Here is a 21,206-nt window from a genome sequence, read left to right as displayed (position 1 = left end):
TATAAAGAACTATATTAAAAATATTATTATACAATAAATGTTTTTAATGAAATTTAGATATAATAAAGAGTAAAAAATAAGAAAATTTAGCTTTAGGATTTAATATAATTTTTTAAATAGATTCTAAATTCTCTTTTGTAAATGTACTTGTTATATCGCCGGTATTGAGTGTTTCTTTGGGTTCAAAAAGCATTACCCAAACTTCTTCATCTGCAACAGGTTTGTGTTCTATACCTTTTGGAACAACGATAAATTCGTTTTCGTGGATTGTTTCTGTTCTATCTCTGAATTCTATTTTAAGCAGTCCTTTTATTACCAAAAACATTTCATCTTCATGATCATGTTTGTGCCAGACAAATTCTCCTTTCAGTTTTACCAATTTTACATATTGACCGTTCAGTTCGCCAACTATTTTTGGAGACCAAAACTCTGAAAATAAGGAAAACTTTTCCTGAATATTTATTGTATTCATAAGATTTTTTTAGAAAGCCTAAATTTAAAATTTTATTTGTTGATAGTATGTTCTAATTGGACTAAAATATCATCAAGAAAATTATTTTCGAAATAGATTTCGCTGAATTTAATTTATCTGAACCAAGAATGAAATCAGCAATTACAATCGTTTTTTCTTGTCATGCGTTTTACATTATTTTTTTTAAAATATGAGTTGAAAATGAAAAACTATTAAATTAAATTGATATATTTGTCCAATTCAAAAATATGTATATATAGTAGATATTCTGAAAATGATATTTAATCTTTAGGTCGATTTTTGGAAATAAATTGAATAATTAAACATATTTCATAAACTATTGCAAACTATGAAGAAACTTTTTATGCTTTTTTGGGCTGCTTTTTTATTAATCGGATGTAGTTCAGATGACGAAACAATTTATGATTACATCGGAACATGGTCCGGAACTTATGTAGGAACCGATAAAGGCGTTTGGAACTTTGTAGTAGCCAGCGACGGAAAAGTTACAGGAACTATGCATTCTGAAACGAATAATGAGAATTATAATATATCTGGCTTCTTAAATAAATCTGGTCAGCTTACTGCAGATTTGGTTTTACCGGAAGATGGGCAATTTTCAGGAAATTTAACTCTTGATAAAAAAGCAAACGGAACTTGGAACAACGATTCTCCTACGCCAAAAAGATCCGGAACCTGGACTGGGTTGAAAGACAGCAAAAAATAATATAAATTATAAACTAAGTATAAAGCCTGCAAATTTATTTGCGGGCTTTTTTATGCAAATCCCATTCTTGTAACTTTACCTTCTTTTCTGAAACAGATAAAATAAATAAGCTCTTTTCCTTCAAACTGATTTTGAAAGTTAATTTCCTGCTGATGATCCAGCTTTATTTTTTCTTCAAAATATTGTGATGAGTAGTTATCATAATCAATATCAATACTTACAATGTCAACTTGGTCGGCATCCGTTTCTTTTCCAAAAACCAAACTCTTATCCCACAATCCTAGAAAAATATGAGTGTTTTGCGTAAGAGAAGAAATATTTCCAAATTGAAACGCTCTTAAAATATTTTTTCCTTTAACAGTTTCTAAACCCAATTTTACAATTCTTTTTCCTTTTTCGGAATATGTGTCGCAGTCTTTAATATTCGTCATCGCTTTGGCAAATTTCTGATAGAGTAGAGGATCGTTTGCTTGTGCTATATGGTCTGTAATACAGGATCTTATTAATTTCCCAATTTTCGAGCAGTGTCCGAATTCTGAACTGTTTTGCCTTACTTTTTCATAAGTGGGACTTTTCTTATATGCTGCTTTATTAAAACCACTTTTTTTTCGGACAATATTTTTCCCGTTGAGATTATAGAAGACCAAATCTCCAATCGTTCCGTTAAGTTTTATAAAGCTTTCGTAAGTCGCCATAAGATCATTAATTCTGCAAATATAGAAATTTATATCATTTAAAATAAATATTAAAGCATAATTAAAGTATAGTTGTAGTATAGTTATTGCATAATTTAAAAATAAAATTTATATTTGTTGAATGAAAATAATTTATTGATAATCAGTATATTCAATATTTTGTAAATTTGAATCACTTCGATATTCTATAAGAATTAAATAAATTGTTTTTTGAATGATAATGAAACACCCGACATGGAACATAGAACTTTTCATATTAAATCTTTAAAATACATAGCTTTAGGTATTGTGTTTTCTACGTTAATGAACTCATGCGGAAGCAGTAAAAATGTATCTGCAGTAAAAACCGATAACAAGAATAATAATGTGAAGTTTGAAAGTTCTAGGCACTTAGTTTCAGAATTCGACGGAAAAATCTCAGGATCGCTGAAAAAACTTTTGAAGGATGCAGAAAAGTATTTGGGTGCTCCCTATAAATTTGGGGGAAATACTTCAGAAGGTTTCGATTGTTCTGGGTTTGCTGCGAAAGTTTTTATTGAAAACAATTTTCAGCTTCCGAGAAGATCATCAGATCAGGCTTTGGCAGGAAAATCTATAGATATAGAAATCGTAAAGCCCGGGGATTTACTTTTTTTCGCAACATCTGGAGGTTCTCGGGTTTCGCATGTCGGGATTGTTCATACCATAGAAAAAGATGGAGAAGTGAAATTTATTCACGCATCAACTTCTAAAGGTGTTATTATATCTTCTTTAAACGAAAAGTATTGGAACAAAGCGTATCTTCATGCTCAGAGGGTTTTGTAATCTGTTTTCAAAATTCTTTTCACACTTTAAAAAATCATTTTTCCAACCTTAAAAAAGCTCGTCTTATTTCTCTATAAAATTTCGGCTAAAATCCTATCTTATACTAAAGTTTTGTATCTTTGACAGCATTTTTTAACACAATTTAAACATTATCATGTCACTACAACAAACGATTGAGAACATTTGGGAAAACAGAGAATTATTGCAGAATGAAGACAGCCAAAAAGCTATAAGAGAAGTTATTTCTTTGGTAGATAAAGGAGAGCTTCGTACAGCAGAGCCTACCGAAAACGGATGGCGGGTAAATGAATGGGTGAAAAAAGCAGTGGTAATGTATTTTCCTATTCAAAAAATGGAAACCATTGAAGTAGGACCATTTGAGTTTCATGATAAAATGCCTTTAAAAAGAAACTATGCTGAAAAAGGCGTGAGAGTGGTTCCACACGCAATTGCAAGAGAAGGTGCTTATATTGCTCCGGGAGTAATTATGATGCCGTCTTACGTTAATATCGGTGCTTATGTAGATTCTGGAACAATGGTAGATACTTGGGCAACTGTTGGAAGCTGTGCCCAAATTGGTAAAAATGTTCATTTAAGTGGTGGAGTTGGTATTGGAGGTGTTTTGGAACCTTTGCAAGCCGCACCGGTCATTATTGAAGACGACTGTTTTGTAGGTTCCAGATGTATTGTTGTAGAAGGCGTACATGTAGAAAAAGAAGCAGTTTTAGGTGCCAATGTGGTATTAACAGCATCCACAAAAATTATTGATGTTACAGGAGATTCTCCGGTAGAAATTAAAGGCAGAGTACCAGCAAGATCAGTAGTAATTCCGGGGAGTTATACCAAAAAATTTCCGGCAGGAGAATATCAGGTTCCATGTGCTTTAATTATCGGTAAAAGAAAGGAATCCACAGATAAAAAAACTTCTTTAAACGATGCATTAAGAGAGAATAATGTGGCAGTATAATGAACTGTAATATCTGGAGTAATGAAAAAATTTGGAGATAAGCTTCTGAAAATAATTTCCAACCCGAAATATATTTTTAGCATCTATATTATCGTTTCCGTAATTACAGCAGTTTCAAAATATTTGAATTGTCTGAAAAGCGGAAGCAGTTTTCATGCAATCAACAATTATCTTATCTTCAAAAATGTGTTTTTCAATACATTAAAAGAAAGAAATCTATATCTTCATTATCCTGAGTATTTAGATCTCAACCATTACGGAATTTTCTTTGGAGTGCTTATCGCTCCGTTTGCAATTTTGCCCGATTGGTTGGGTCTTATTTTATGGAATGTTGCCAATGTTCTGGTACTTTTGTATGCGGTAAAAACATTGCCATTTTCAGAAATGACCAAATCGCTTTTCCTGTGGTTTTGTCTTCAGGAATTTATTACGGCAAGTCTCCATCAGCAGTTTAATGTCGCACTTACGGGGCTTATTATTCTTTCTTTCACGATGATTTATCAAAAAAAAGAAACACAGTCTGCTCTTGCTATTTGTATAGGTTTGTTTGTGAAAATATACGGAATTATTGGGCTTTCTTCATTCTTTTTCGTAAAAGATAAAAAGAAATTTATCTTGTCTTTAGTTGTTATTTCTTTAGCGTTTTTAGTAATTCCGATGCTGTATTCATCAGCCAATTTTGGTTTACAGTCCTATAAAGACTGGTTTGTAGAGCTTCAGCATAAGAATATCGAAAACCAAAGACTGGGAAATATGCAGGACATCTCTTTAATGGGGTTTTTCAGAAGAATTTTAGGTGATCCAACAATTCCAAACACTTTATTTTTTGCTTTTGGAATTCCTTTGTTTCTGCTTCCTTATATCAGAATTTCTCAGTATAAACATTTAGGATTTCAGCTTTCTATTTTAGCATCATCATTATTATTTGTTGTTCTTTTCAGTTCTGGTTCAGAACCGCCAACATATATTATTGCTGTATCCGGAGCATTAATTTGGTTTTTTATTCAGGAGAAAAAAGGAAAAGCAGAAATTGCGATGCTGGTATTTCTTATCTTGTTTACCAGTTTTTCTACTTCGGATCTTTTTCCAAAATTTGTAAAAGAAAATTTTATTCAGAAATATTCTATAAAAGCACTTCCGTGTATTTTAATTTGGCTGAAACTTAGTTACGAGCTTCTTACACGTAAATATTCTGCAAAAACAATATTCTAGAGGATGAAGAAAATTTCAATAGTAATCCCTGCCCACAATGAAGAGGGAAATGTTGCCTTAGTTCATCAAAAAATTAAAGAGGTTTTTGATGGACTGGTGAACTACGATTTTGAAATTATCTTTGTAAATGATGGCAGCCGAGACAATACCCAACAGAAACTTGAAGAACTTTCTGCAAAATATAATGAGGTGAAATTTATAGAATTTTCTAGAAATTTCGGACATCAACCTGCCGTAAAAGCAGGTATGGATAATGCTGATGGAAATGCAGTAATTTCTATGGACGGAGATCTTCAGCATCCTCCGGAAATGATTCCTCAAATGATTAAAATGTGGGAAGAGGGCTACGATATTGTTTATACCATCAGAAAATATCCCAAACAGATTTCTTATTTTAAACGGAAAACTTCCGATTTTTTTTACAAAATTTTGTCAAGAATGTCGGATGTAGATTTAACTAAAGGTGGCGGTTCAGATTTTCGGCTTATGGATGCCAATACCATCGAGGTAATGAAAAATTTCAACGAAGACGATTTGTTTCTTCGAGGTTTAACAAGCTGGATGGGTTTTAAACAGACCGGAATAGAATTTACAGCCAACGAAAGATTATCAGGCGAAAGCAGCTATAATCTTAAAAAAATGATCACATTTGCGTTTACAGGAATTACCGCATTCAGTGTAAAACCACTGTACCTTGCTGCCTATTTAGGATTTCTGTTTTCTGCATTTTCTATTGTAGGTTACGGTTTGTACGTTTTGTATGCTTTCGTTGCTAAAACTGAAATTTCTGGCTGGGCATCGTTAATTATGACGATTGTTTTCTTTGGTGGACTTCAGCTGATTATTCTTGGGATTATGGGTATATATTTGGGTAAAATTTTTAAACAGGTTAAAGAAAGACCTAATTATATTATTAAAAATAAAAACTTTTAAATGGTTTTATTAAGTTTTGATATTGAGGAATTTGATATGCCATTGGAGTACAACGGTGAAATTTCTTTCGAAAAACAGCTTTCAATCTCTCAAAAAGGGGTTGAGAGAATTTTAGATATTCTGAAAAAGCATCAAGTAAAAGCTACTTTTTTTTCAACAGTGGTTTTTGCAGAAAATAGTAAAGATTTAATTGTAAGACTTTTGAACGAAGGGCACGAACTGGCTTCTCACACTTGGTTTCATTCAGAATTTGAAGAAAGTCACCTCAAAAAATCAAAAGAAAGGCTCGAAGAATTATTTTCGGTAAAAGTAACCGGATTAAGAATGCCGAGAATGATGCCCGTAAGTAAAAATGCCGTTGAAGATGCAGGTTATTCTTACAATTCATCTATTAACCCGACCTTTCTTCCGGGGAGATACAATAATCTTAAAGTTTCGAGAACGTATTTTAACGAAGGAAATGTTATTCAGATCCCGGCTTCTGTTTCACCAAATTTTAGAATTCCTCTGTTTTGGCTGAGTTTTCATAATTTTCCTTTCTTTTTTTATAAAAAACTAGCTTCAGATGTTCTGAAAAAAGATAAGTATCTTAATATTTATTTTCATCCTTGGGAGTTTTCGGAGATTAAAGATGCTGCATTTAAATTACCAGCATTTACCGTAAAAAATTCAGGAAAAGAGATGGTTCAAAGATTTGATGAATTTGTTTCATGGTTAAAAAGTAAAAACTATTCATTCGGAACATTTCAGGAATTTCAAAAACAAATTAAGTAATGAAGATCGCATTTGATGCTAAAAGATTTTTCCATAACACTTCTGGTCTGGGGAATTATTCTCGCGATCTTGTAAGAATATTGGCTGCCTATTTTACTGATAATGAATATATTCTATTTAATAAAAATAAATCTCAAAGAGGTTCGGATATTTTAAGTAATACCAATGTTCATTTTATTGAAACGTCTAAAGGTAAAATGTCTAGACAGCTGAAAATGGGGAAAGATGCTCAAAAACAGAATGCCGACATTTTTCATGGTTTATCCGGAGAGTTGCCTTTGGTTTGGGATAAAAAACCCATAAAAAAAATTGTGACCATTCACGATCTTATTTTTGTAAGATACCCTCAATATTATTCTTTTTTCGACCGTAAAATTCATCTTTGGAAATTTAAAAAAGCAGCTCATTTAGCAGATAAAATCATTGCTATTTCAGAACAGACAAAAAGAGATATAATCACTTATTTAAAAGTTCCAGAATCTAAAATTGAAGTCATTTATCAAGGTTGTCATAAAGCTTTTAAAGAAAACCAAAATGAAGAATTGATTTTACGAGCAAAGGAAAAATTCGAGCTTCCCGAGAGGTTTATTCTTAATGTTGGAACCATTGAAGAAAGGAAAAACCTTCTGAATGTAGTAAAAGCATTGAAAGATACCAATATTCCTTTAATTGTGGTAGGTAAGAAAACAAAGTACTTCAAAAAAGTAGAGCAGTTCGTTCAGCAGAATAAAATCACTGTTAAATTTCTGGAAGGTGTTTCTATGGAAGAACTTGCGGTAATGTATAAACTTGCTGATATATTCATTTATCCAAGCTTTTTTGAAGGCTTCGGAATCCCCGTTATTGAGGCTCTTTTTTCTAAAACTGTTGTTATTACAAGCAACACAAGCTGTCTTCCGGAAGCAGGTGGGCCAGATTCTTTATATATTGACCCTCAAAATGTTCAGGACATTCGTTCTAAAATAAAATTTTTATGGGAAAACGAATCGGAGCGTAAAAGACGTGCAGATAAAGGCTTTGAATTTGTTCAGAAATTTAATGACGAGCCTATTGCCAACGCAGTAATGAATCTATACAAAGAAGTTTTATCATAACATTCTCAAATTTTTCATTATAAAATAAACTTCAAAAAGATTTAATCTAATCAATTAAATTTTGCTTCAGAATTATTATCAATAAACCTTTCTGTAAGGAACTGAAAATTCTTCCTAATTCTTTATCTTTGGGAAAATTTTACAAAATGATCGACTGGAAAACCGTTAAGGAATACGAAGATATTACCTATAAAAAATGCAATGGTGTTGCAAGAATTGCCTTTAACAGACCGGAAGTAAGAAATGCTTTCCGACCAAAAACAACTTCAGAATTGTATGATGCTTTTTATGATGCTTCTGAAGACCCTTCTATTGGTGTTGTTTTGTTATCTGGTGAAGGGCCAAGTCCAAAAGATGGAGGTTGGGCATTTTGCAGCGGTGGCGACCAAAAAGCGAGAGGACAACAGGGATATGTGGGTGAAGATGGAAGACACCGTCTTAATATTTTGGAAGTTCAGCGATTAATCCGTTTTATGCCTAAAGCTGTCATTGCGGTTGTTCCGGGATGGGCAGTTGGCGGAGGTCATTCTCTTCATGTTGTTTGTGATTTAACTTTAGCAAGTAAAGAACACGCTATTTTTAAACAAACAGATGCGGACGTAACGAGCTTTGACGGAGGTTACGGTTCAGCTTATTTAGCGAAAATGGTTGGACAGAAAAAAGCGCGTGAGATTTTCTTTTTGGGAAGAAATTATTCAGCGCAGGAAGCTTTCGAAATGGGAATGGTAAATGCCGTAATTCCTCACGATGAATTAGAAGATACTGCTTATGAATGGGCTCAGGAAATTTTAGCAAAATCTCCAACGTCTATCAGAATGCTGAAATTTGCCATGAATCTTACCGATGACGGAATGGTCGGTCAACAGGTTTTTGCAGGCGAAGCTACACGATTGGCTTATATGACCGAAGAAGCAAAAGAAGGAAGAAATGCTTTCCTTGAAAAAAGAAAGCCAGACTTCGGAAAAGATAAGTGGATTTCTTAATATAAATAATAAGTGATAGGTAATGAGTAATTTCATTGCCTATTATTTTGTAATTTTATGGAAGTTCTAAAAATTAAGTGAATATTCATTTTTAATTAAAGATGACATCAACGTGGCTTTGTCATTCCGAAGGAATCTAAACTTATTTTTTTCCAGCGTATTGAGATTCCTTCTGAATGACAAACAGAGCGTTAAAAATAATTTATTCTTCAAGATAATTTGTAGATATAATGAAAAAATCTGCGTCATCTGCAGAGCTCTTTATTATGAATCAAAACTTTCAAAATCCTCAGATTTTCGACCTTAAGATTCCCGATTTCAATGATTTGAAACTGACGGCTGTTTCACCAAAATATCTCAAGATTATTTTATTAAATCTTGTATTATTTTCTATTTTTTTAGTTGGAGCAGTTGGTGTTGCTTTTTATTTCTTTTATTTCAATTTAAGTCTGCTTCAGGTTTGGATAATTATTATCGGAATTTTTCTGATGATTGTCTTTCTTTTTCTAAATGCTATAATTGGTTTTAAATTCCGAAAATATGCAGTTCGTGAAAAAGATTTGCTGTATCAATACGGTTGGTTAAAAAGAAGCATTATTATCGTTCCTTTTAACAGAATTCAACATGTAAAAGTTGAGCAAGGTTGGTTTTCAAGAATATTAAACCTAAAATCAATTGCCGTTTTTACAGCTGGAGTAAGTGGTGGAGATATTACAATCAACGGCTTACCTGAAGAGATTGCAGAAGGAATTAATCATCACATTCGCGGAACTATTTCAGCAGAAAAAACAGAAGATGGAGGAGATGCGTAATTCTTTTTTTCAGCCTCAAAGACAGTCGAAAACGGGCATCGTTTTGCTTTTCTTGTACAATATTGGAATAGTGATTAAAAACTTATGGGTTTTAATTGTTCTTTTCTTCGTTAAAAAAGAAAAAGTAGAATCATGGATGATTATTGTTGCAATTATTGCAGCAATTTTAATTCTAATTGTTTCAGCAATTTTACAGTACTTTCATTTTAAATATTATATCGATGATGAGAATGAAGAATTCGTTATTCACGAAGGAATCATCAATACTTCGGTGACCAAGATCAAAAAGAAAAATATTCAGGAGGTTAATATCTCACAACCATTTATTCATCGGTTTTTTAACATCTATAAACTTGAAATTGACACTCCGGGAAGTTCTGAAAAGGAAGTCAAGATTTCCGCATTAACGAAACAGAATGCAATCGACCTCAAGAAATATCTTTTAACGGAAATTGCTGTTGAACCTTTAGAAAAAGCAGATGATGTTTTAGTGAATGAAGAAATTAAACAACCTCGTTCCATTAAAATTTCAACGGCAAGTATTTTAAAATACGGAATAACGGCAAATTATGTACGCAGTTTTTTAGCAATGGTCAGTTTACTGATTTATGGGTTTTCCGAGCTTAGTAATGTGCTAAAAAAGGTGGAATTTGAAAAGCAGCTGGATTACGACACTGTTGAAGCTGAGTTTTTAGCGTTTTCTATTCCCGTTATTTTAGGAATTGTTTTGGTCGTTATTCTTGTTGGAATCATTGTAAATGCAGTTCGTACCATGATTAAATTTTTCAATTTTAAAATCACAGAAAACAATCAGAGCTTTTCTTTTGAATATGGTTTATTTAATACAAGAAATTCAATTGTCAACAAATCGAAAGTTCAGGTCATTACCGAAACTCAGAACTGGATTCAGAAGAAAATGAAAATTTCTTACGTGAAATTCCTGCAAATCGGAAAAAATGAAGAGGAAGATGAGAAAAATGTCGCTGCTGTTCCCGGAATCAACAATCTCGAAAAAGAAAAACTGATTTCTACGATATGGAAAGAAAATCCTGTTTTTGAAAATGCGTTAAAACCGAATTTCAGATTAATTATCGTCCATACTTTTCAGTGGATTGTTTTACCATTGATTTTAGTTTTCGCAATTGAGAAAGAATTATTTATAAAATACTGGTTTTTAGCGGTAACTTATATCGTTTTAACAGAATTATTTATTCTGATTTCTTTCAGAAACTTAAGATTATTTTACAACGAAAGATTTATCAGACTGAAATCTGGAATCTGGGATGTTGATAACCGAACTTTTGAGGTCGAAAAACTTCAGACTGTGAAAATTTCTCAGTATTTTTGGCAAAGAAAAACAAACTTGGGAAGTATCACTTTTTATACCTCTGCAGGGCGCTTTAAAATGATCGCTTTAAATTTTGTGAAGCTTAAGAAGCTGCTCAATTACTGCATTTATAAAATTGAAACAGATTAATATCAGTAATGAGCAATAAGTAATTGTAATCTTCAGATTTTATATTACCTATTGCCCATTATTCATTACTCATAAATTATGACTGACTGGATAAAAGCCGCAAGGCTTAGAACGTTGCCGTTATCGTTAAGCGGAATTATCATGGGATCTTTCATTGCAAAATGGAGACTCAAAGAAGATGGAGGAATCTGGGATTGGAAAATTTTTGCTTTGGCATTATTGGTTACGCTTCTTTATCAGATTTTATCCAATTATGCTAATGATTATGGTGATGGTGTAAAAGGAACAGATAAAGACAGAATAGGAGAAGCAGAAGCACGAGCTGTGGCTTCAGGTAGAATTACGGCTAAACAGATGAAAAATGCAGTTATTCTCTTTTCAGCTCTTTCTTTTGTGGCGACTGTTGCGCTTTTGTATATTGCTTTCATTCCTGATTATTTAAATGAATTTTACATTTTTATAGGACTTGGAGTGGCGAGTATTTTGGCAGCAATAGGATATACTGTTGGAAAAAAACCTTATGGCTACATGGGTTTAGGAGATTTATTTGTTTTTATTTTCTTCGGATTGGTTTCTGTTGGTGGAAGTTACTTCTTATTTACAAAATCGTTTTCATGGGATATTTTGCTTCCGGCAACTGCAGTGGGAATGATGAGTATGGCTGTTTTGAACCTGAATAATATGCGCGATATCGAAAGCGACAGATTATCCGGTAAAAAAAGTTTGGCTTTAAGGATAGGATTCAAAAATGCTATGATTTATGAAATTGTTCTTCTTCAGCTCCCTTTAATATTGATTTTGGTATTTTTAGGAAACAATGGTTTTATTGAATCTCAAAAATATTACGTATTCATAGTAATGATTTTATTTCTTCCTATGATGAAAGTTCGTCGCGAAATCATGAAGATTAAAGAACCCAAAAAACTAGATCCTTTTCTTAAACAGGTTGGAATCATGACCTTAATGATGGCAATACTTACAGCTGTTGGTTTAAATTATTTCGGCTAAAATTTAAAATAATATTATGAAAATACAATTTTTAGGACAGAACTGTTTTTTGTTCAATTACAAAGACAAAACAATTCTTTCTGATCCTTTTTACAATTATAAAAAATCTGAATCTGGTTTCGATATTTCGGCTCAGAAAATAGATTATATCTTGTTAACCCATGCTCATGGAGATCATATTGCCGATGTACGCGAAGTTTTACAGCATTATCCGGAAGCAGCCATCATTGGGCAACCGGAAATTTGTGCTTACTTTAAAAATGCAGAAAATAAAAATGATATTAACTTAGGAGGTTCTGCAAAAATAGATGATCTTAAAATTTCTATGGTTCCGGCTCATCATACGAGTTCTTTTCCAGACGGAACGTATGGTGGAGTGCCTGTAGGATATATTTTCAGACTTCCTGAAGGGAAGAATATTTATTTGGCAGGAGATACAGGAGTAATGGCAGACATGCAGATATTTCCCACTCTCTATGGCAACCTGGATCTTTCTATATTGCCGATTGGAGGTCATTATACCATGTGTGCCAGAAAAGCAGCATTTGCGGCCTCAGAATTATTAAAAACACCTAAAGTAATCGGATGTCATTTTGATACCTTTCCACCGATAGAAATTAATCATGAAAATGCAAAGAAGCATTTTGCAGATAAAAATGTAGAACTCATCTTACCAAAATTAGGAGAAACGTTCGAACTTTAATCAATATTGAAAGGTAATTTGAAAATTTGAAAGTAAATGTTGAAGTTTATAAAAACAAAAAAAGATAATTTTCAAATTACCTCTCTTCAATTAAAACCAAAAAAAAATGGCAAGCTACCTAAATCACACCGCTACGACCAATTACCTTTGCTGCGTTCCCACCCTGGAGGATTCTCAGGAGCTGGTTGTTTAGGACTTGCCGTTGCAAAGATAGGAATTAATTATAAACTTAAAAATAATATTAAAGAAAAATCACTAGAAAATGCCTTTAAAACAGCTAAAATGCTGAATTTTAGAGTACTATTTTTTTAAAAATTTTCTTAAAACTGAAATTATGACGAAGAGTCCGGTAACCTTAGGAATTTTACTTTATGCAGCTACAATGATTGTTTTTTTTGTAGTCTATTTTTTCTTTTCAGGAGTTAACTATTTTGATATATCATTGAAAGCCAATGCTTTTGTTCTTCCTGTTATTTATGCCGTAACTGCATTTTGGTCGGTAAAATCGCGTTGGAATACTCATAGAATGGGATTCCGAGAAGCCTTTAAACGAGCATTTATTCCTATGTTTTTAGGCGGATTGCTTTCTGTAGCAAGTATTTTTGTTTTCCTGAATTATGTAGATACCGATGCAAAACAATTGCTTAATTATCAATACGTAACCAGACAGAAAGCAGAGTTGGATAAAGAATACGATTCTGCGAAAAAAATCTTAAAACATCAAAAAGATATCGATGAATTAGAGGAAAAATACAAAGAAGGACTTCAAAGATTCGATCCGAAAATCATTAAAGGAAAAGATATGCTTACGGCAAGTCATTTCTCCGGATATTTTGCGGCAATTCTGATATTTTACGTAGTTTTGTCTTTGTTTTTCGGAGCTTTTTTCAGAACAAAAAAAACGTATACCGAAGAACCTAATCAAGAATAAATTTTTACTAAAATTAAATGAATTTATCTATCGTTATTCCGTTGCTGAACGAGGAAGCATCTCTTGAAGAGTTATTTTCAAGGATTGATAATACCTGCAAAACCAACCACTTATCTTACGAAGTATGGTTTGTGGACGACGGAAGTACAGATCTTTCGTGGAGCATCATAGAAAACATGAAAGTTCAGTATCCTCAAATTCATGCCATAAAATTTTCCAGAAATTACGGGAAATCTCAGGCGTTGCATGCAGCTTTTGCAAGAACAAACGGCGATGTAATTATTACTATGGATGCGGATCTTCAGGATTTTCCGGAAGAAATTCCCGAATTATACAGAATGGTAATAGAAGATAATTACGATATTGTTTCCGGCTGGAAAAAGAAGCGTTTCGATAATGTAATGACTAAGAATATTCCTTCAAAACTATTCAATGCGGCGGCAAGAAAGGTTTCTGGGGTTTATTTACATGATTTTAACTGTGGTTTAAAAGCATATAAAAGACAAGTTGTAAAATCTATAGATGTCTATGGAGATATGCACAGATATATTCCTGTTTTGGCTGCCAATGCAGGTTTCAGAAGAATTACAGAAAAAGAAGTACCGCATCAGGCAAGACCTTACGGAACATCTAAATTTGGAACGGAGAGATTTATCCGTGGCTTTTTGGATCTTGTAACACTTTGGTTTGTAAGTCGTTTCGGAGGAAGACCAATGCATTTTTTTGGTGCAGTGGGAACACTCATGTTTATCGTAGGATTTTTATCTGCTTTTTGGCTTGGAATTTCCAAACTAATTGATGTTGCAAGAGGTATTTATGGTCATTTAATTACCAATAATCCTTGGTTTTATATTGCATTAACGATGATGTTGATGGGAACTTTACTATTTATTGCAGGATTTTTAGGAGAAATGATTATTAGAACCAACCGAGAACATAAGAATTATAATATTGATGAAATTATTTAATAATGATTAAAAAAATAATTCTGATATTCATAAATATTCTGGTTATCTTCTTTTTTTTGATGATTATCTGGCAAAATTTTAAGGTAATAGAATCTTTTACAAAAGTTGTAGAAAGAAAATTTTATTTGTTTCTTATTCCACTTTTACTCTTTGTTTTTAATTATTATTTTGATAAAAAAGTAATAAAAAATCAGAGATTGGTTTTAAGCAAGATTCTCTTAGTATCAGATTTAATTATTATTTTATTATTTATTGGATATCCTCTGTTTTCGGAAATTTCCAAATAAAAAAAACATATAATCTTTTTATTGATTAATAAATTACTTCATTTACATGAAAAAAATACTTTTTACAATCCTATTAATTTCTGTAGTTTCTTGCGGTAAAATTTCTCCTAAAGGAAATTTAGACAAAAAGGATATTAATGTAGAAGAATTCGTCAATTTAAATCTGGATGGTAAGTTTCGTGTGTTTTACGCCAGAGGCCACAAAAATTTTGTAGAAGTTGAAACTTATCCCAATATTGCAGATAATCTTGATATTAATGTTGAGGATAAAACACTTTTCATAAAAGAAAAAAGAAAAGTTGCTGGTGTAGATTTTTATAATGTTACTATTTATTCAAAATATAATCCTGAGATCGTTTCTCTTTCAGATTCGGTGGAGATGAATGTTTCCAGTGAAATTAAAAATGATAATTTTAAGCTTAATTTAAAAAATTACGCTACTTTTATGGGTTCTGTCAATACAAGAAAAGCAGAAGTAGAAATGCTTAACAGAAGTCGTGCGAATTTTCTGGGCGAAACAAAAGATGCGGTTATTAAAATATCCGATACGGCAAGCCTTATTGCTCCTTATTGGAAAATAACCAACTTGAATCTGGATTCTAAAAACGGAAATTATGCTGAAGTAAATGTAAAAGATTCGTTGAAGGGAAATGTAAAAAATACAGCTAAATTTGTTTATTATAATGACCCGATCCGAGTGTTTAAGGCAGATAAAACAGCTAAAGTAGAAAATAAAAAACTGAATTAAAGAATTGTTTTGAATACTTTAAATTGATTTTAGTATATAAAATATAACAAAGCTTTAAAATTAATACAAGTATAAAACCGGAAGTAAAACCATTAGGTTCTAATTTCCCAAATCAAGCTAAAAAAAATATATCAATATGACAACATTAGAAAAGGCTAAGCTTTGGCTTTCCGAAACTTTCGATAAAGAAACAAGAGATGCTGTTCAACTTTTAATAGAAAGCAATTCTCCAGATTTAGAAGATTCATTTTACAGAGAATTAGAATTTGGAACTGGTGGAATGAGAGGAATAATGGGTGTTGGAACTAATCGTTTAAATAAATACACCTTAGGACAAGCAACACAGGGACTTGCGAATTATATATTAAAGCAATTTCCAGGTGAAGAAATTAAAGTTGCCATTGCTTATGATGTAAGAAATAACTCTAAAGAATTCGGAAAATTGGTTGCTGATGTTTTAACAGCAAACGGAATTAAAGTCTTGCTTTTTAAAGATCACAGACCAACTCCTGAATTGTCTTTTACCGTGAGAAATAAAAAATGTAATGCCGGTATTGTTTTAACAGCTTCTCATAATCCGCCAGAATATAATGGTTATAAAGTTTATTGGAATGATGGGGCACAGATTGTTCCGCCAAATGATGAAGCGATTATCAACGAAGTATATTCCGTGAAATTTGAGGAAATTAAGTTTAATGGAAATGATGATCTTATAGAATGGGTAGGAGAAGAGCAGGACGATGTTTATATTGATGCTTGTATTGAAAATTCAACGTACCAAAATGTAGGAAAAGGGAATCTGAATATTGTTTTTACTTCTATCCACGGAACCACTTACACCACAGTTCCAAAAGCCTTAGAAAAAGCTGGTTTCAAGAAAATTGATCTGGTAAAAGAACAAATGATTCCAAGTGGAAATTTCCCAACCGTAGATTCTCCAAATCCTGAAGAACCGGCTGCTTTAGAAATGGCTATGGATCTTGCAAAAATCACCAATGCGGATATTGTTATCGGGACCGATCCGGATGGAGATAGATTGGGAATTGCTGTGAGAAATTTGGATGGAGAAATTCAGTTATTAAATGGTAATCAGTGTAATACAATTTTAACGTATTATATTTTAGACCAATGGAAAAAACAGGGTAAAATTACCGGAAAAGAGTTTATTGGTTCTACAATCGTAACTTCAGATATATTTTTCGATCTTGCCAATCAGTTTGGTGTAGACTGTAAAGTAGGTTTAACAGGATTTAAATGGATCGGGAAAATGATTCGCGATTTTGAAGGAAAAGAAAAATTTATCTGTGGTGGTGAAGAAAGTTTCGGATTTATGACGGGAGATTTCGTTCGGGATAAAGATTCTTGCGGAAGTATTCTTTTAGCTTGTGAAATTGCTGCATGGTGCAAAGCCAACGGTAAAACGATGTATCAATATCTCATAGAAATTTATCAGGAAGTAGGAATGTACTATGAAGGTTTGATTAACCTGGTGAGAAAAGGAAGAGATGGAGCTGAAGAAATTCAGAATATGATGAAAAACTTCCGAGAAAATCCGCCTAAAGAATTAGCGGGTTCTTTGGTAGAAGAAATAAAAGATTTCAAGGAACAGACAAGTTTTACCGTTTCTAAGAACGAAAAACAGGTAATGAATGATATTCCGAAATCGAATGTTCTTATTTTCTATACTCAAGACGGAACAAAGGTTTGTGTAAGACCTTCGGGAACAGAACCAAAAATTAAATTCTATCTTTCTGTAAAAGATTCTGTTACTTCTGAAGCAGATTTTATTGAAAAATTAAAGTCTTTGGAAGCAAAAATTGAAGAAGTAAGAAAAGATTTAAAATTAGATTAATTTTCCTAATTAAATTAATGATAAAGAAAAGTATTGTAGCTTTTATTTTACTGATTTCTGTTTTTTCATGTAAAAAACAGAAATCGGTAATCTCAGACAATAAATCTGAAAAAGATACAATTTCCAAAATAAAAGAGAAAGAAAACTCTTTTGTACCAATTGATACTGCATGTTCTTCTAAAAATAAAACTAAAGATTATATTGTTGCACTACAATGGGATCAACAGAAAACCGAGAAAGAAATTACTCAAAATTCACCCGAACAAAATGATAAATTATACGAAGATTATATCAAGATTCGTGAAAAATATACAGCTTGTTTAAGCGAAAGTCTTAGTAAAATCTTGGAAGAATATGTGACTTATTATGACTCCGAAAGTAATAGTTACAAGTTTCCTGAAAATATAAAGAAACTGAGTGCCGAACTGAAGAAAGGTGGTCTTGAATTTACAGAAGTAGGAGAAGGATATACCGAAATATGGTCTGTTCCTGATCATTATTTTTCTATATTCAAAAATAAAGTAACTCCGGATTATAATGCTTATATTGGTCAACTTGCCAAAGAAAGCGAAGGGCTTTATCAAGCAGATGCAGGAATTGTTATTCCTTGGAATGAATTGGGGGAAAGAACAATATTTTGGGAAAATTTCATTAAGAAATATCCTCAATCTTCTTTAATCCCGAAAGTAAAGGAAATCTACAATAATTACCTGTACGATTATCTTTTCGGAATGGATAATACTCCGACTTTTGAACGGGCAGATGGAAAATTATATGATGAAAACAGACAGGAATTCAACAGAATAATTAAAAAATATCCGAATTCTAATGTTGCCAGAAAATCCAGAGAAATTATAAGTCTTTTCGATGCAAAACTTCCCGAAGAAGAGATTTATAAAAAAATAAATATCGAAATAAAATAGTAAATAAATTTAAATAAAAGTAAAGTGAAAGTTTCAAAATTAGCGGCGAACCTCATTGGTTCTGAAATTGTAAAAATAGGAAATGAAGTAAACGATTTAAAGGCAAAAGGAGCGGAGATTGCTAATCTTACGATTGGTGATTTGAATTCTAATATTTATCCGATTCCTTTAAAGTTGAAAGAAGAAATTCAGAAAGCTTATCAGAACAATCTTACCAATTATCCGCCCGCAAACGGACTTTTATCTTTAAGAACAGAAGTTTCCAAAGATTTAAAGAAAAGATGGGATTTAGATTATTCTCCCAATGATATTTTAATTACAGCGGGCTCTAGACCATTAATTTATGCTGTGTACAAAACAATTGTAGACGAAGGTGACAAAGTAGTGTATCCAATTCCTTCCTGGAACAATAATCACTACGCTTATCTAACTTCGGCTGATGCTGTAGAAGTAAAAACGACTACCGAAAACAACTTTCTTCCCACTGCAGACGATTTAAGACCACATCTAAAAGGAGCTGTACTTTTATCGCTTTGCTCACCTCTTAATCCTACGGGAACAATGTTCACGAAGGAGCAACTTTCTGAAATCTGCGAATTAATTTTAGAAGAAAATAAAAATAGAGGTGAAGATGAAAAACCTTTGTACTTAATGTACGATCAGATATATTCTAATCTTACTTTTGGGGCAGAACACGTTAATCCTGTTTCGCTTTTCCCTGAAATGAAAGAATATACAATCTATATTGATGGAATTTCTAAATGTCTTGCAGCTACAGGAGTACGTGTAGGTTGGGGATTTGGACCATCACATATTATTGATAAAATGAAAGCGCTTCTAACGCACGTTGGAGCTTGGGCACCAAAGCCAGAGCAGGAAGCTACAGCAAAATATTATCAAAATCCGGACGAAGTAAATGCTTTTATAAACGAATTTAAAGGTAGACTGGAAGCAAGTTTGAAGGTTCTTCATAAAGGAATTCAGGATTTGAAAGAAAAAGGACTTTCTGTTGACAGTATTGAACCTATGGGAGCTTTATATCTTACCATTAAATTAGATTATATTGGAAAGACAAAACCAGATGGAAGTACAATAGAAACTTCTTCTGATTTAGTTTTTTTCTTAATTAATGATGCAGGTGTTGCATTAGTTCCGTTTTCTGCATTTGGTGAGGCAAAATCCGAACCTTGGTTCAGAGCTTCAGTGGGTGGTTTAGATATTAAAGAAATTGAAGCCATGTTACCGAAACTGGAAAAAGCTTTAAATAATTTAAAATAAAGACCAAAGTTATTCAACAGTGTAACAGTTACATAATTGTTACACTGTTTGTACTTTAATTTCTTACATTATAATCATGAAAATTATCGCTGTAATTCCTGCTCGTTACGAAGCAAGCCGTTTCCCGGCAAAGCTCATGCAGATTTTGGGTGAAAAAACAGTTATTACAACAACCTATCAAAACGTTTTGGAAACGGGTCTTTTTGATGAAGTTTTTGTAGCAACAGACTCTGAAATTATTTTTAATGAAATTGTAAATAACGGAGGAAAAGCAGTAATGACCGGTCAACATGAAACAGGAAGTGACCGTATTGCAGAAGCGGTACAGAATATCGACTGTGACATCGTTATCAATGTTCAGGGAGATGAACCGTTTTTAAAACTGGAACCACTTCAGCAACTTATTCAAGTTTTTAAAGCCGACGATAATCAGGAAATTTCTTTAGCTTCTTTAAAAATCAGGCTTCACGAAAAGGAAGAGATTGAAAATCCTAACAACGTAAAAGTGATTACCGATAATAATGGTTTTGCGCTGTATTTTAGCCGTTCGGTTATCCCTTTTCACAGAGAAATTTCTTATGATGTTGCCTATTTTAAGCATATTGGTGTTTATGCGTTCAGAAAACATGCACTTCTCCAGTTTTCTAAACTGGAAATGAAACCTTTGGAAATTTCAGAAAAAATAGAATGTATCCGTTATCTGGAGTATGGAATGAAAATTAAGCTTATTGAAACCAATTTTATTGGAGTGGGAATAGATACTCCCGAAGATTTGGAAAAAGCAAGAAAAATTATATCAGAATAATCGGTAAATTTTTAGATTGATACATGGGTAGATTATTTAAAGCCTTATATTTGAATTATAAATAAAATTAATGAAGAAATTACTTTTAGTTTTCGTCCTGATTATTTCACAATTAACTTTTGCACAGACTGCTAAAGATATTATAGATAAAAACATTGAATTATCGGGAGGATTAACGAATTGGAAGTTATTAAATTCGGTATTATTACAGGGAAAAGTAGTTTTAGGAATTAAAGATGAATATCCAATAAAAATATTTCAGCAAAGACCAAATTTAACCAAAACCGTCATTACAATGGGCGGAAAAGATACGGCTATTGAAGGTTATGACGGAACAAAAGGTTATGCAATGAATTATGCAACCAATAAAGTTCAGGAATATAAACAATACGTTCCCGAAAGCTTCGATAACGATTTTATAGATTGGGAAAACAAAGGTTTTGAAGCCAAATATCTCGGAAAAGAAAAAGTAGGAGAGATTTACTGCCATAAAGTTGAGCTTACAAAAAACGTAAATAAAAATTATTATTATTTCGACACAAAATCTTTCATGCTTTTAAAGGAAATAAAAAAAGATGAAACTTTGTTGTATTCAGACTATAAAAAGGTAGGGAATTTGATGATGCCTTTCAGGATAGAATCTTCCAGTGCAAAAAAAGACGGCGATTATGTGATGCTACTCAATAAAGTAGAAATCAATAAAGTATTTCCTGCCAATAGCTTTAAATTTTAATAAAATAAATAATTTTCAAT

22 protein-coding genes and 1 other RNA gene are annotated in these 21,206 nt (G+C 32.3%); 20 read left to right on the top strand and 3 right to left on the bottom strand.

The features are described from left to right. Nucleotides 1-112: 112 nt before the first annotated feature. A complete protein-coding gene (locus MTP08_RS06865) occupies nucleotides 113-472 on the bottom strand; it encodes a cupin domain-containing protein (RefSeq protein ID WP_243577642.1) in 360 nt (119 codons plus the stop codon). 349 nt (nucleotides 473-821) lie between these two features. Here MTP08_RS06865 and MTP08_RS06860 point away from each other — a divergent pair, with 349 nt between their 5' ends. Further along, on the top strand, nucleotides 822-1,199 hold the full coding sequence (locus MTP08_RS06860; RefSeq protein ID WP_209389367.1) for a hypothetical protein: 378 nt from the start codon (nucleotides 822-824) through the stop codon (nucleotides 1,197-1,199). Between the two features lie 50 nt (nucleotides 1,200-1,249). Here MTP08_RS06860 and MTP08_RS06855 read toward each other — a convergent pair whose 3' ends face one another. Then, the gene (locus tag MTP08_RS06855; protein ID WP_243577641.1) at nucleotides 1,250-1,894 is read right to left on the bottom strand and encodes a hypothetical protein; all 645 of its coding nucleotides are present in this window, start codon (nucleotides 1,892-1,894) and stop codon (nucleotides 1,250-1,252) included. Between the two features lie 234 nt (nucleotides 1,895-2,128). Between MTP08_RS06855 and MTP08_RS06850 the strand changes: the two genes are divergently transcribed. The 11 genes from MTP08_RS06850 to MTP08_RS06800 all read left to right on the top strand — a co-directional run bounded on the left by MTP08_RS06850 (nucleotide 2,129) and on the right by MTP08_RS06800 (nucleotide 12,661). After that, the gene (locus MTP08_RS06850; RefSeq protein ID WP_243577640.1) at nucleotides 2,129-2,698 is read left to right on the top strand and encodes a C40 family peptidase; all 570 of its coding nucleotides are present in this window, start codon (nucleotides 2,129-2,131) and stop codon (nucleotides 2,696-2,698) included. A gap of 154 nt (nucleotides 2,699-2,852) precedes the next feature. Beyond that, nucleotides 2,853-3,665, top strand: a complete 813-nt coding sequence (locus tag MTP08_RS06845) for a 2,3,4,5-tetrahydropyridine-2,6-dicarboxylate N-succinyltransferase (RefSeq protein WP_243577639.1) — start codon at nucleotides 2,853-2,855, stop codon at nucleotides 3,663-3,665. 21 nt (nucleotides 3,666-3,686) lie between these two features. Beyond that, on the top strand, nucleotides 3,687-4,877 hold the full coding sequence (locus tag MTP08_RS06840; RefSeq protein WP_243577638.1) for a glycosyltransferase family 87 protein: 1,191 nt from the start codon (nucleotides 3,687-3,689) through the stop codon (nucleotides 4,875-4,877). 3 nt (nucleotides 4,878-4,880) lie between these two features. Continuing rightward, nucleotides 4,881-5,810, top strand: coding sequence for a glycosyltransferase family 2 protein (locus MTP08_RS06835; protein WP_243577637.1), 930 nt, complete (start codon nucleotides 4,881-4,883; stop codon nucleotides 5,808-5,810). Next, complete coding sequence (locus MTP08_RS06830) at nucleotides 5,811-6,584, top strand: polysaccharide deacetylase family protein (RefSeq protein ID WP_243577636.1); 774 nt, start codon at nucleotides 5,811-5,813, stop codon at nucleotides 6,582-6,584. After that, entirely contained in the window at nucleotides 6,584-7,678 is a 1,095-nt protein-coding gene (locus MTP08_RS06825) for a glycosyltransferase family 4 protein (RefSeq protein ID WP_243577635.1), read from the top strand. The genes MTP08_RS06830 and MTP08_RS06825 overlap by 1 nt, the downstream gene beginning before the upstream one ends. Nucleotides 7,679-7,824: 146 nt before the next feature. Continuing rightward, nucleotides 7,825-8,661 carry a 1,4-dihydroxy-2-naphthoyl-CoA synthase gene (locus MTP08_RS06820; RefSeq protein ID WP_209389362.1) on the top strand — a complete coding sequence of 279 codons (837 nt, stop codon included), beginning with the start codon at nucleotides 7,825-7,827 and terminating at the stop codon, nucleotides 8,659-8,661. 230 nt (nucleotides 8,662-8,891) lie between these two features. Beyond that, nucleotides 8,892-9,473, top strand: a complete 582-nt coding sequence (locus tag MTP08_RS06815; protein WP_243577634.1) for a PH domain-containing protein — start codon at nucleotides 8,892-8,894, stop codon at nucleotides 9,471-9,473. After that, nucleotides 9,466-10,950 carry a PH domain-containing protein gene (locus MTP08_RS06810; protein WP_243577633.1) on the top strand — a complete coding sequence of 495 codons (1,485 nt, stop codon included), beginning with the start codon at nucleotides 9,466-9,468 and terminating at the stop codon, nucleotides 10,948-10,950. The genes MTP08_RS06815 and MTP08_RS06810 overlap by 8 nt, the downstream gene beginning before the upstream one ends. Nucleotides 10,951-11,028: 78 nt before the next feature. Further along, a complete protein-coding gene (gene menA / locus MTP08_RS06805; RefSeq protein ID WP_243577632.1) occupies nucleotides 11,029-11,958 on the top strand; it encodes a 1,4-dihydroxy-2-naphthoate octaprenyltransferase in 930 nt (309 codons plus the stop codon). A 16-nt stretch (nucleotides 11,959-11,974) separates the two neighbouring features. Then, complete coding sequence (locus MTP08_RS06800; protein ID WP_243577631.1) at nucleotides 11,975-12,661, top strand: metal-dependent hydrolase; 687 nt, start codon at nucleotides 11,975-11,977, stop codon at nucleotides 12,659-12,661. A gap of 104 nt (nucleotides 12,662-12,765) precedes the next feature. Here MTP08_RS06800 and ffs read toward each other — a convergent pair. Further along, nucleotides 12,766-12,863: signal recognition particle sRNA small type (gene ffs, locus MTP08_RS06795), an RNA gene on the bottom strand. A gap of 132 nt (nucleotides 12,864-12,995) precedes the next feature. On the opposite strand from ffs, the gene MTP08_RS06790 reads away from it, so the two are divergent. From MTP08_RS06790 to MTP08_RS06755, 8 genes are all read left to right on the top strand, one after another. Then, on the top strand, nucleotides 12,996-13,592 hold the full coding sequence (locus MTP08_RS06790) for a DUF4199 domain-containing protein (RefSeq protein ID WP_209389357.1): 597 nt from the start codon (nucleotides 12,996-12,998) through the stop codon (nucleotides 13,590-13,592). A gap of 17 nt (nucleotides 13,593-13,609) precedes the next feature. Then, nucleotides 13,610-14,560, top strand: a complete 951-nt coding sequence (locus MTP08_RS06785) for a glycosyltransferase family 2 protein (protein WP_243577630.1) — start codon at nucleotides 13,610-13,612, stop codon at nucleotides 14,558-14,560. A gap of 333 nt (nucleotides 14,561-14,893) precedes the next feature. After that, nucleotides 14,894-15,595 (top strand): GIN domain-containing protein, encoded by a 702-nt coding sequence (locus MTP08_RS06780; RefSeq protein WP_243577629.1) that lies wholly within the window; start codon nucleotides 14,894-14,896, stop codon nucleotides 15,593-15,595. Nucleotides 15,596-15,731: 136 nt separating this feature from the next. After that, nucleotides 15,732-17,447 carry a phospho-sugar mutase gene (locus MTP08_RS06775; RefSeq protein WP_243577628.1) on the top strand — a complete coding sequence of 572 codons (1,716 nt, stop codon included), beginning with the start codon at nucleotides 15,732-15,734 and terminating at the stop codon, nucleotides 17,445-17,447. 17 nt (nucleotides 17,448-17,464) lie between these two features. Beyond that, entirely contained in the window at nucleotides 17,465-18,370 is a 906-nt protein-coding gene (locus MTP08_RS06770; RefSeq protein ID WP_243577627.1) for a hypothetical protein, read from the top strand. Between the two features lie 24 nt (nucleotides 18,371-18,394). Further along, nucleotides 18,395-19,648, top strand: coding sequence for a pyridoxal phosphate-dependent aminotransferase (locus tag MTP08_RS06765; RefSeq protein ID WP_243577626.1), 1,254 nt, complete (start codon nucleotides 18,395-18,397; stop codon nucleotides 19,646-19,648). 76 nt (nucleotides 19,649-19,724) lie between these two features. After that, nucleotides 19,725-20,453 carry a 3-deoxy-manno-octulosonate cytidylyltransferase gene (gene kdsB / locus MTP08_RS06760; protein WP_243577625.1) on the top strand — a complete coding sequence of 243 codons (729 nt, stop codon included), beginning with the start codon at nucleotides 19,725-19,727 and terminating at the stop codon, nucleotides 20,451-20,453. Between the two features lie 70 nt (nucleotides 20,454-20,523). Beyond that, nucleotides 20,524-21,186, top strand: a complete 663-nt coding sequence (locus tag MTP08_RS06755) for a histidine kinase (RefSeq protein ID WP_209389350.1) — start codon at nucleotides 20,524-20,526, stop codon at nucleotides 21,184-21,186. Nucleotides 21,187-21,206 lie beyond the last annotated feature (20 nt).

It is taken from the genome of Chryseobacterium oryzae, from assembly GCF_022811665.1.
In the GTDB taxonomy this organism is placed as follows: Bacteria; Bacteroidota; Bacteroidia; order Flavobacteriales; family Weeksellaceae; genus Chryseobacterium; species Chryseobacterium oryzae.
This window is presented reverse-complemented; position numbering and strand designations above follow the sequence as displayed.

Bases quoted from the DNA above. Each gene is read 5' to 3' on its own strand.
- MTP08_RS06860 (WP_209389367.1), top strand. From the start codon at position 822: ATGAAGAAACTTTTTATGCTTTTTTGGGCTGCTTTTTTATTAATCGGA.
- MTP08_RS06865 (WP_243577642.1), bottom strand. From the start codon at position 472: ATGAATACAATAAATATTCAGGAAAAGTTTTCCTTATTTTCAGAGTTT.
- MTP08_RS06785 (WP_243577630.1), top strand. From the start codon at position 13,610: ATGAATTTATCTATCGTTATTCCGTTGCTGAACGAGGAAGCATCTCTT.
- menA (WP_243577632.1), top strand. From the start codon at position 11,029: ATGACTGACTGGATAAAAGCCGCAAGGCTTAGAACGTTGCCGTTATCG.
- MTP08_RS06810 (WP_243577633.1), top strand. From the start codon at position 9,466: ATGCGTAATTCTTTTTTTCAGCCTCAAAGACAGTCGAAAACGGGCATC.
- MTP08_RS06775 (WP_243577628.1), top strand. From the start codon at position 15,732: ATGACAACATTAGAAAAGGCTAAGCTTTGGCTTTCCGAAACTTTCGAT.
- MTP08_RS06835 (WP_243577637.1), top strand. From the start codon at position 4,881: ATGAAGAAAATTTCAATAGTAATCCCTGCCCACAATGAAGAGGGAAAT.
- MTP08_RS06825 (WP_243577635.1), top strand. From the start codon at position 6,584: ATGAAGATCGCATTTGATGCTAAAAGATTTTTCCATAACACTTCTGGT.
- MTP08_RS06850 (WP_243577640.1), top strand. From the start codon at position 2,129: ATGGAACATAGAACTTTTCATATTAAATCTTTAAAATACATAGCTTTA.
- MTP08_RS06840 (WP_243577638.1), top strand. From the start codon at position 3,687: ATGAAAAAATTTGGAGATAAGCTTCTGAAAATAATTTCCAACCCGAAA.
- MTP08_RS06855 (WP_243577641.1), bottom strand. From the start codon at position 1,894: ATGGCGACTTACGAAAGCTTTATAAAACTTAACGGAACGATTGGAGAT.
- MTP08_RS06815 (WP_243577634.1), top strand. From the start codon at position 8,892: ATGAAAAAATCTGCGTCATCTGCAGAGCTCTTTATTATGAATCAAAAC.
- MTP08_RS06755 (WP_209389350.1), top strand. From the start codon at position 20,524: ATGAAGAAATTACTTTTAGTTTTCGTCCTGATTATTTCACAATTAACT.
- MTP08_RS06790 (WP_209389357.1), top strand. From the start codon at position 12,996: ATGACGAAGAGTCCGGTAACCTTAGGAATTTTACTTTATGCAGCTACA.
- MTP08_RS06800 (WP_243577631.1), top strand. From the start codon at position 11,975: ATGAAAATACAATTTTTAGGACAGAACTGTTTTTTGTTCAATTACAAA.
- MTP08_RS06820 (WP_209389362.1), top strand. From the start codon at position 7,825: ATGATCGACTGGAAAACCGTTAAGGAATACGAAGATATTACCTATAAA.
- MTP08_RS06830 (WP_243577636.1), top strand. From the start codon at position 5,811: ATGGTTTTATTAAGTTTTGATATTGAGGAATTTGATATGCCATTGGAG.
- MTP08_RS06780 (WP_243577629.1), top strand. From the start codon at position 14,894: ATGAAAAAAATACTTTTTACAATCCTATTAATTTCTGTAGTTTCTTGC.
- MTP08_RS06770 (WP_243577627.1), top strand. From the start codon at position 17,465: ATGATAAAGAAAAGTATTGTAGCTTTTATTTTACTGATTTCTGTTTTT.
- MTP08_RS06845 (WP_243577639.1), top strand. From the start codon at position 2,853: ATGTCACTACAACAAACGATTGAGAACATTTGGGAAAACAGAGAATTA.
- kdsB (WP_243577625.1), top strand. From the start codon at position 19,725: ATGAAAATTATCGCTGTAATTCCTGCTCGTTACGAAGCAAGCCGTTTC.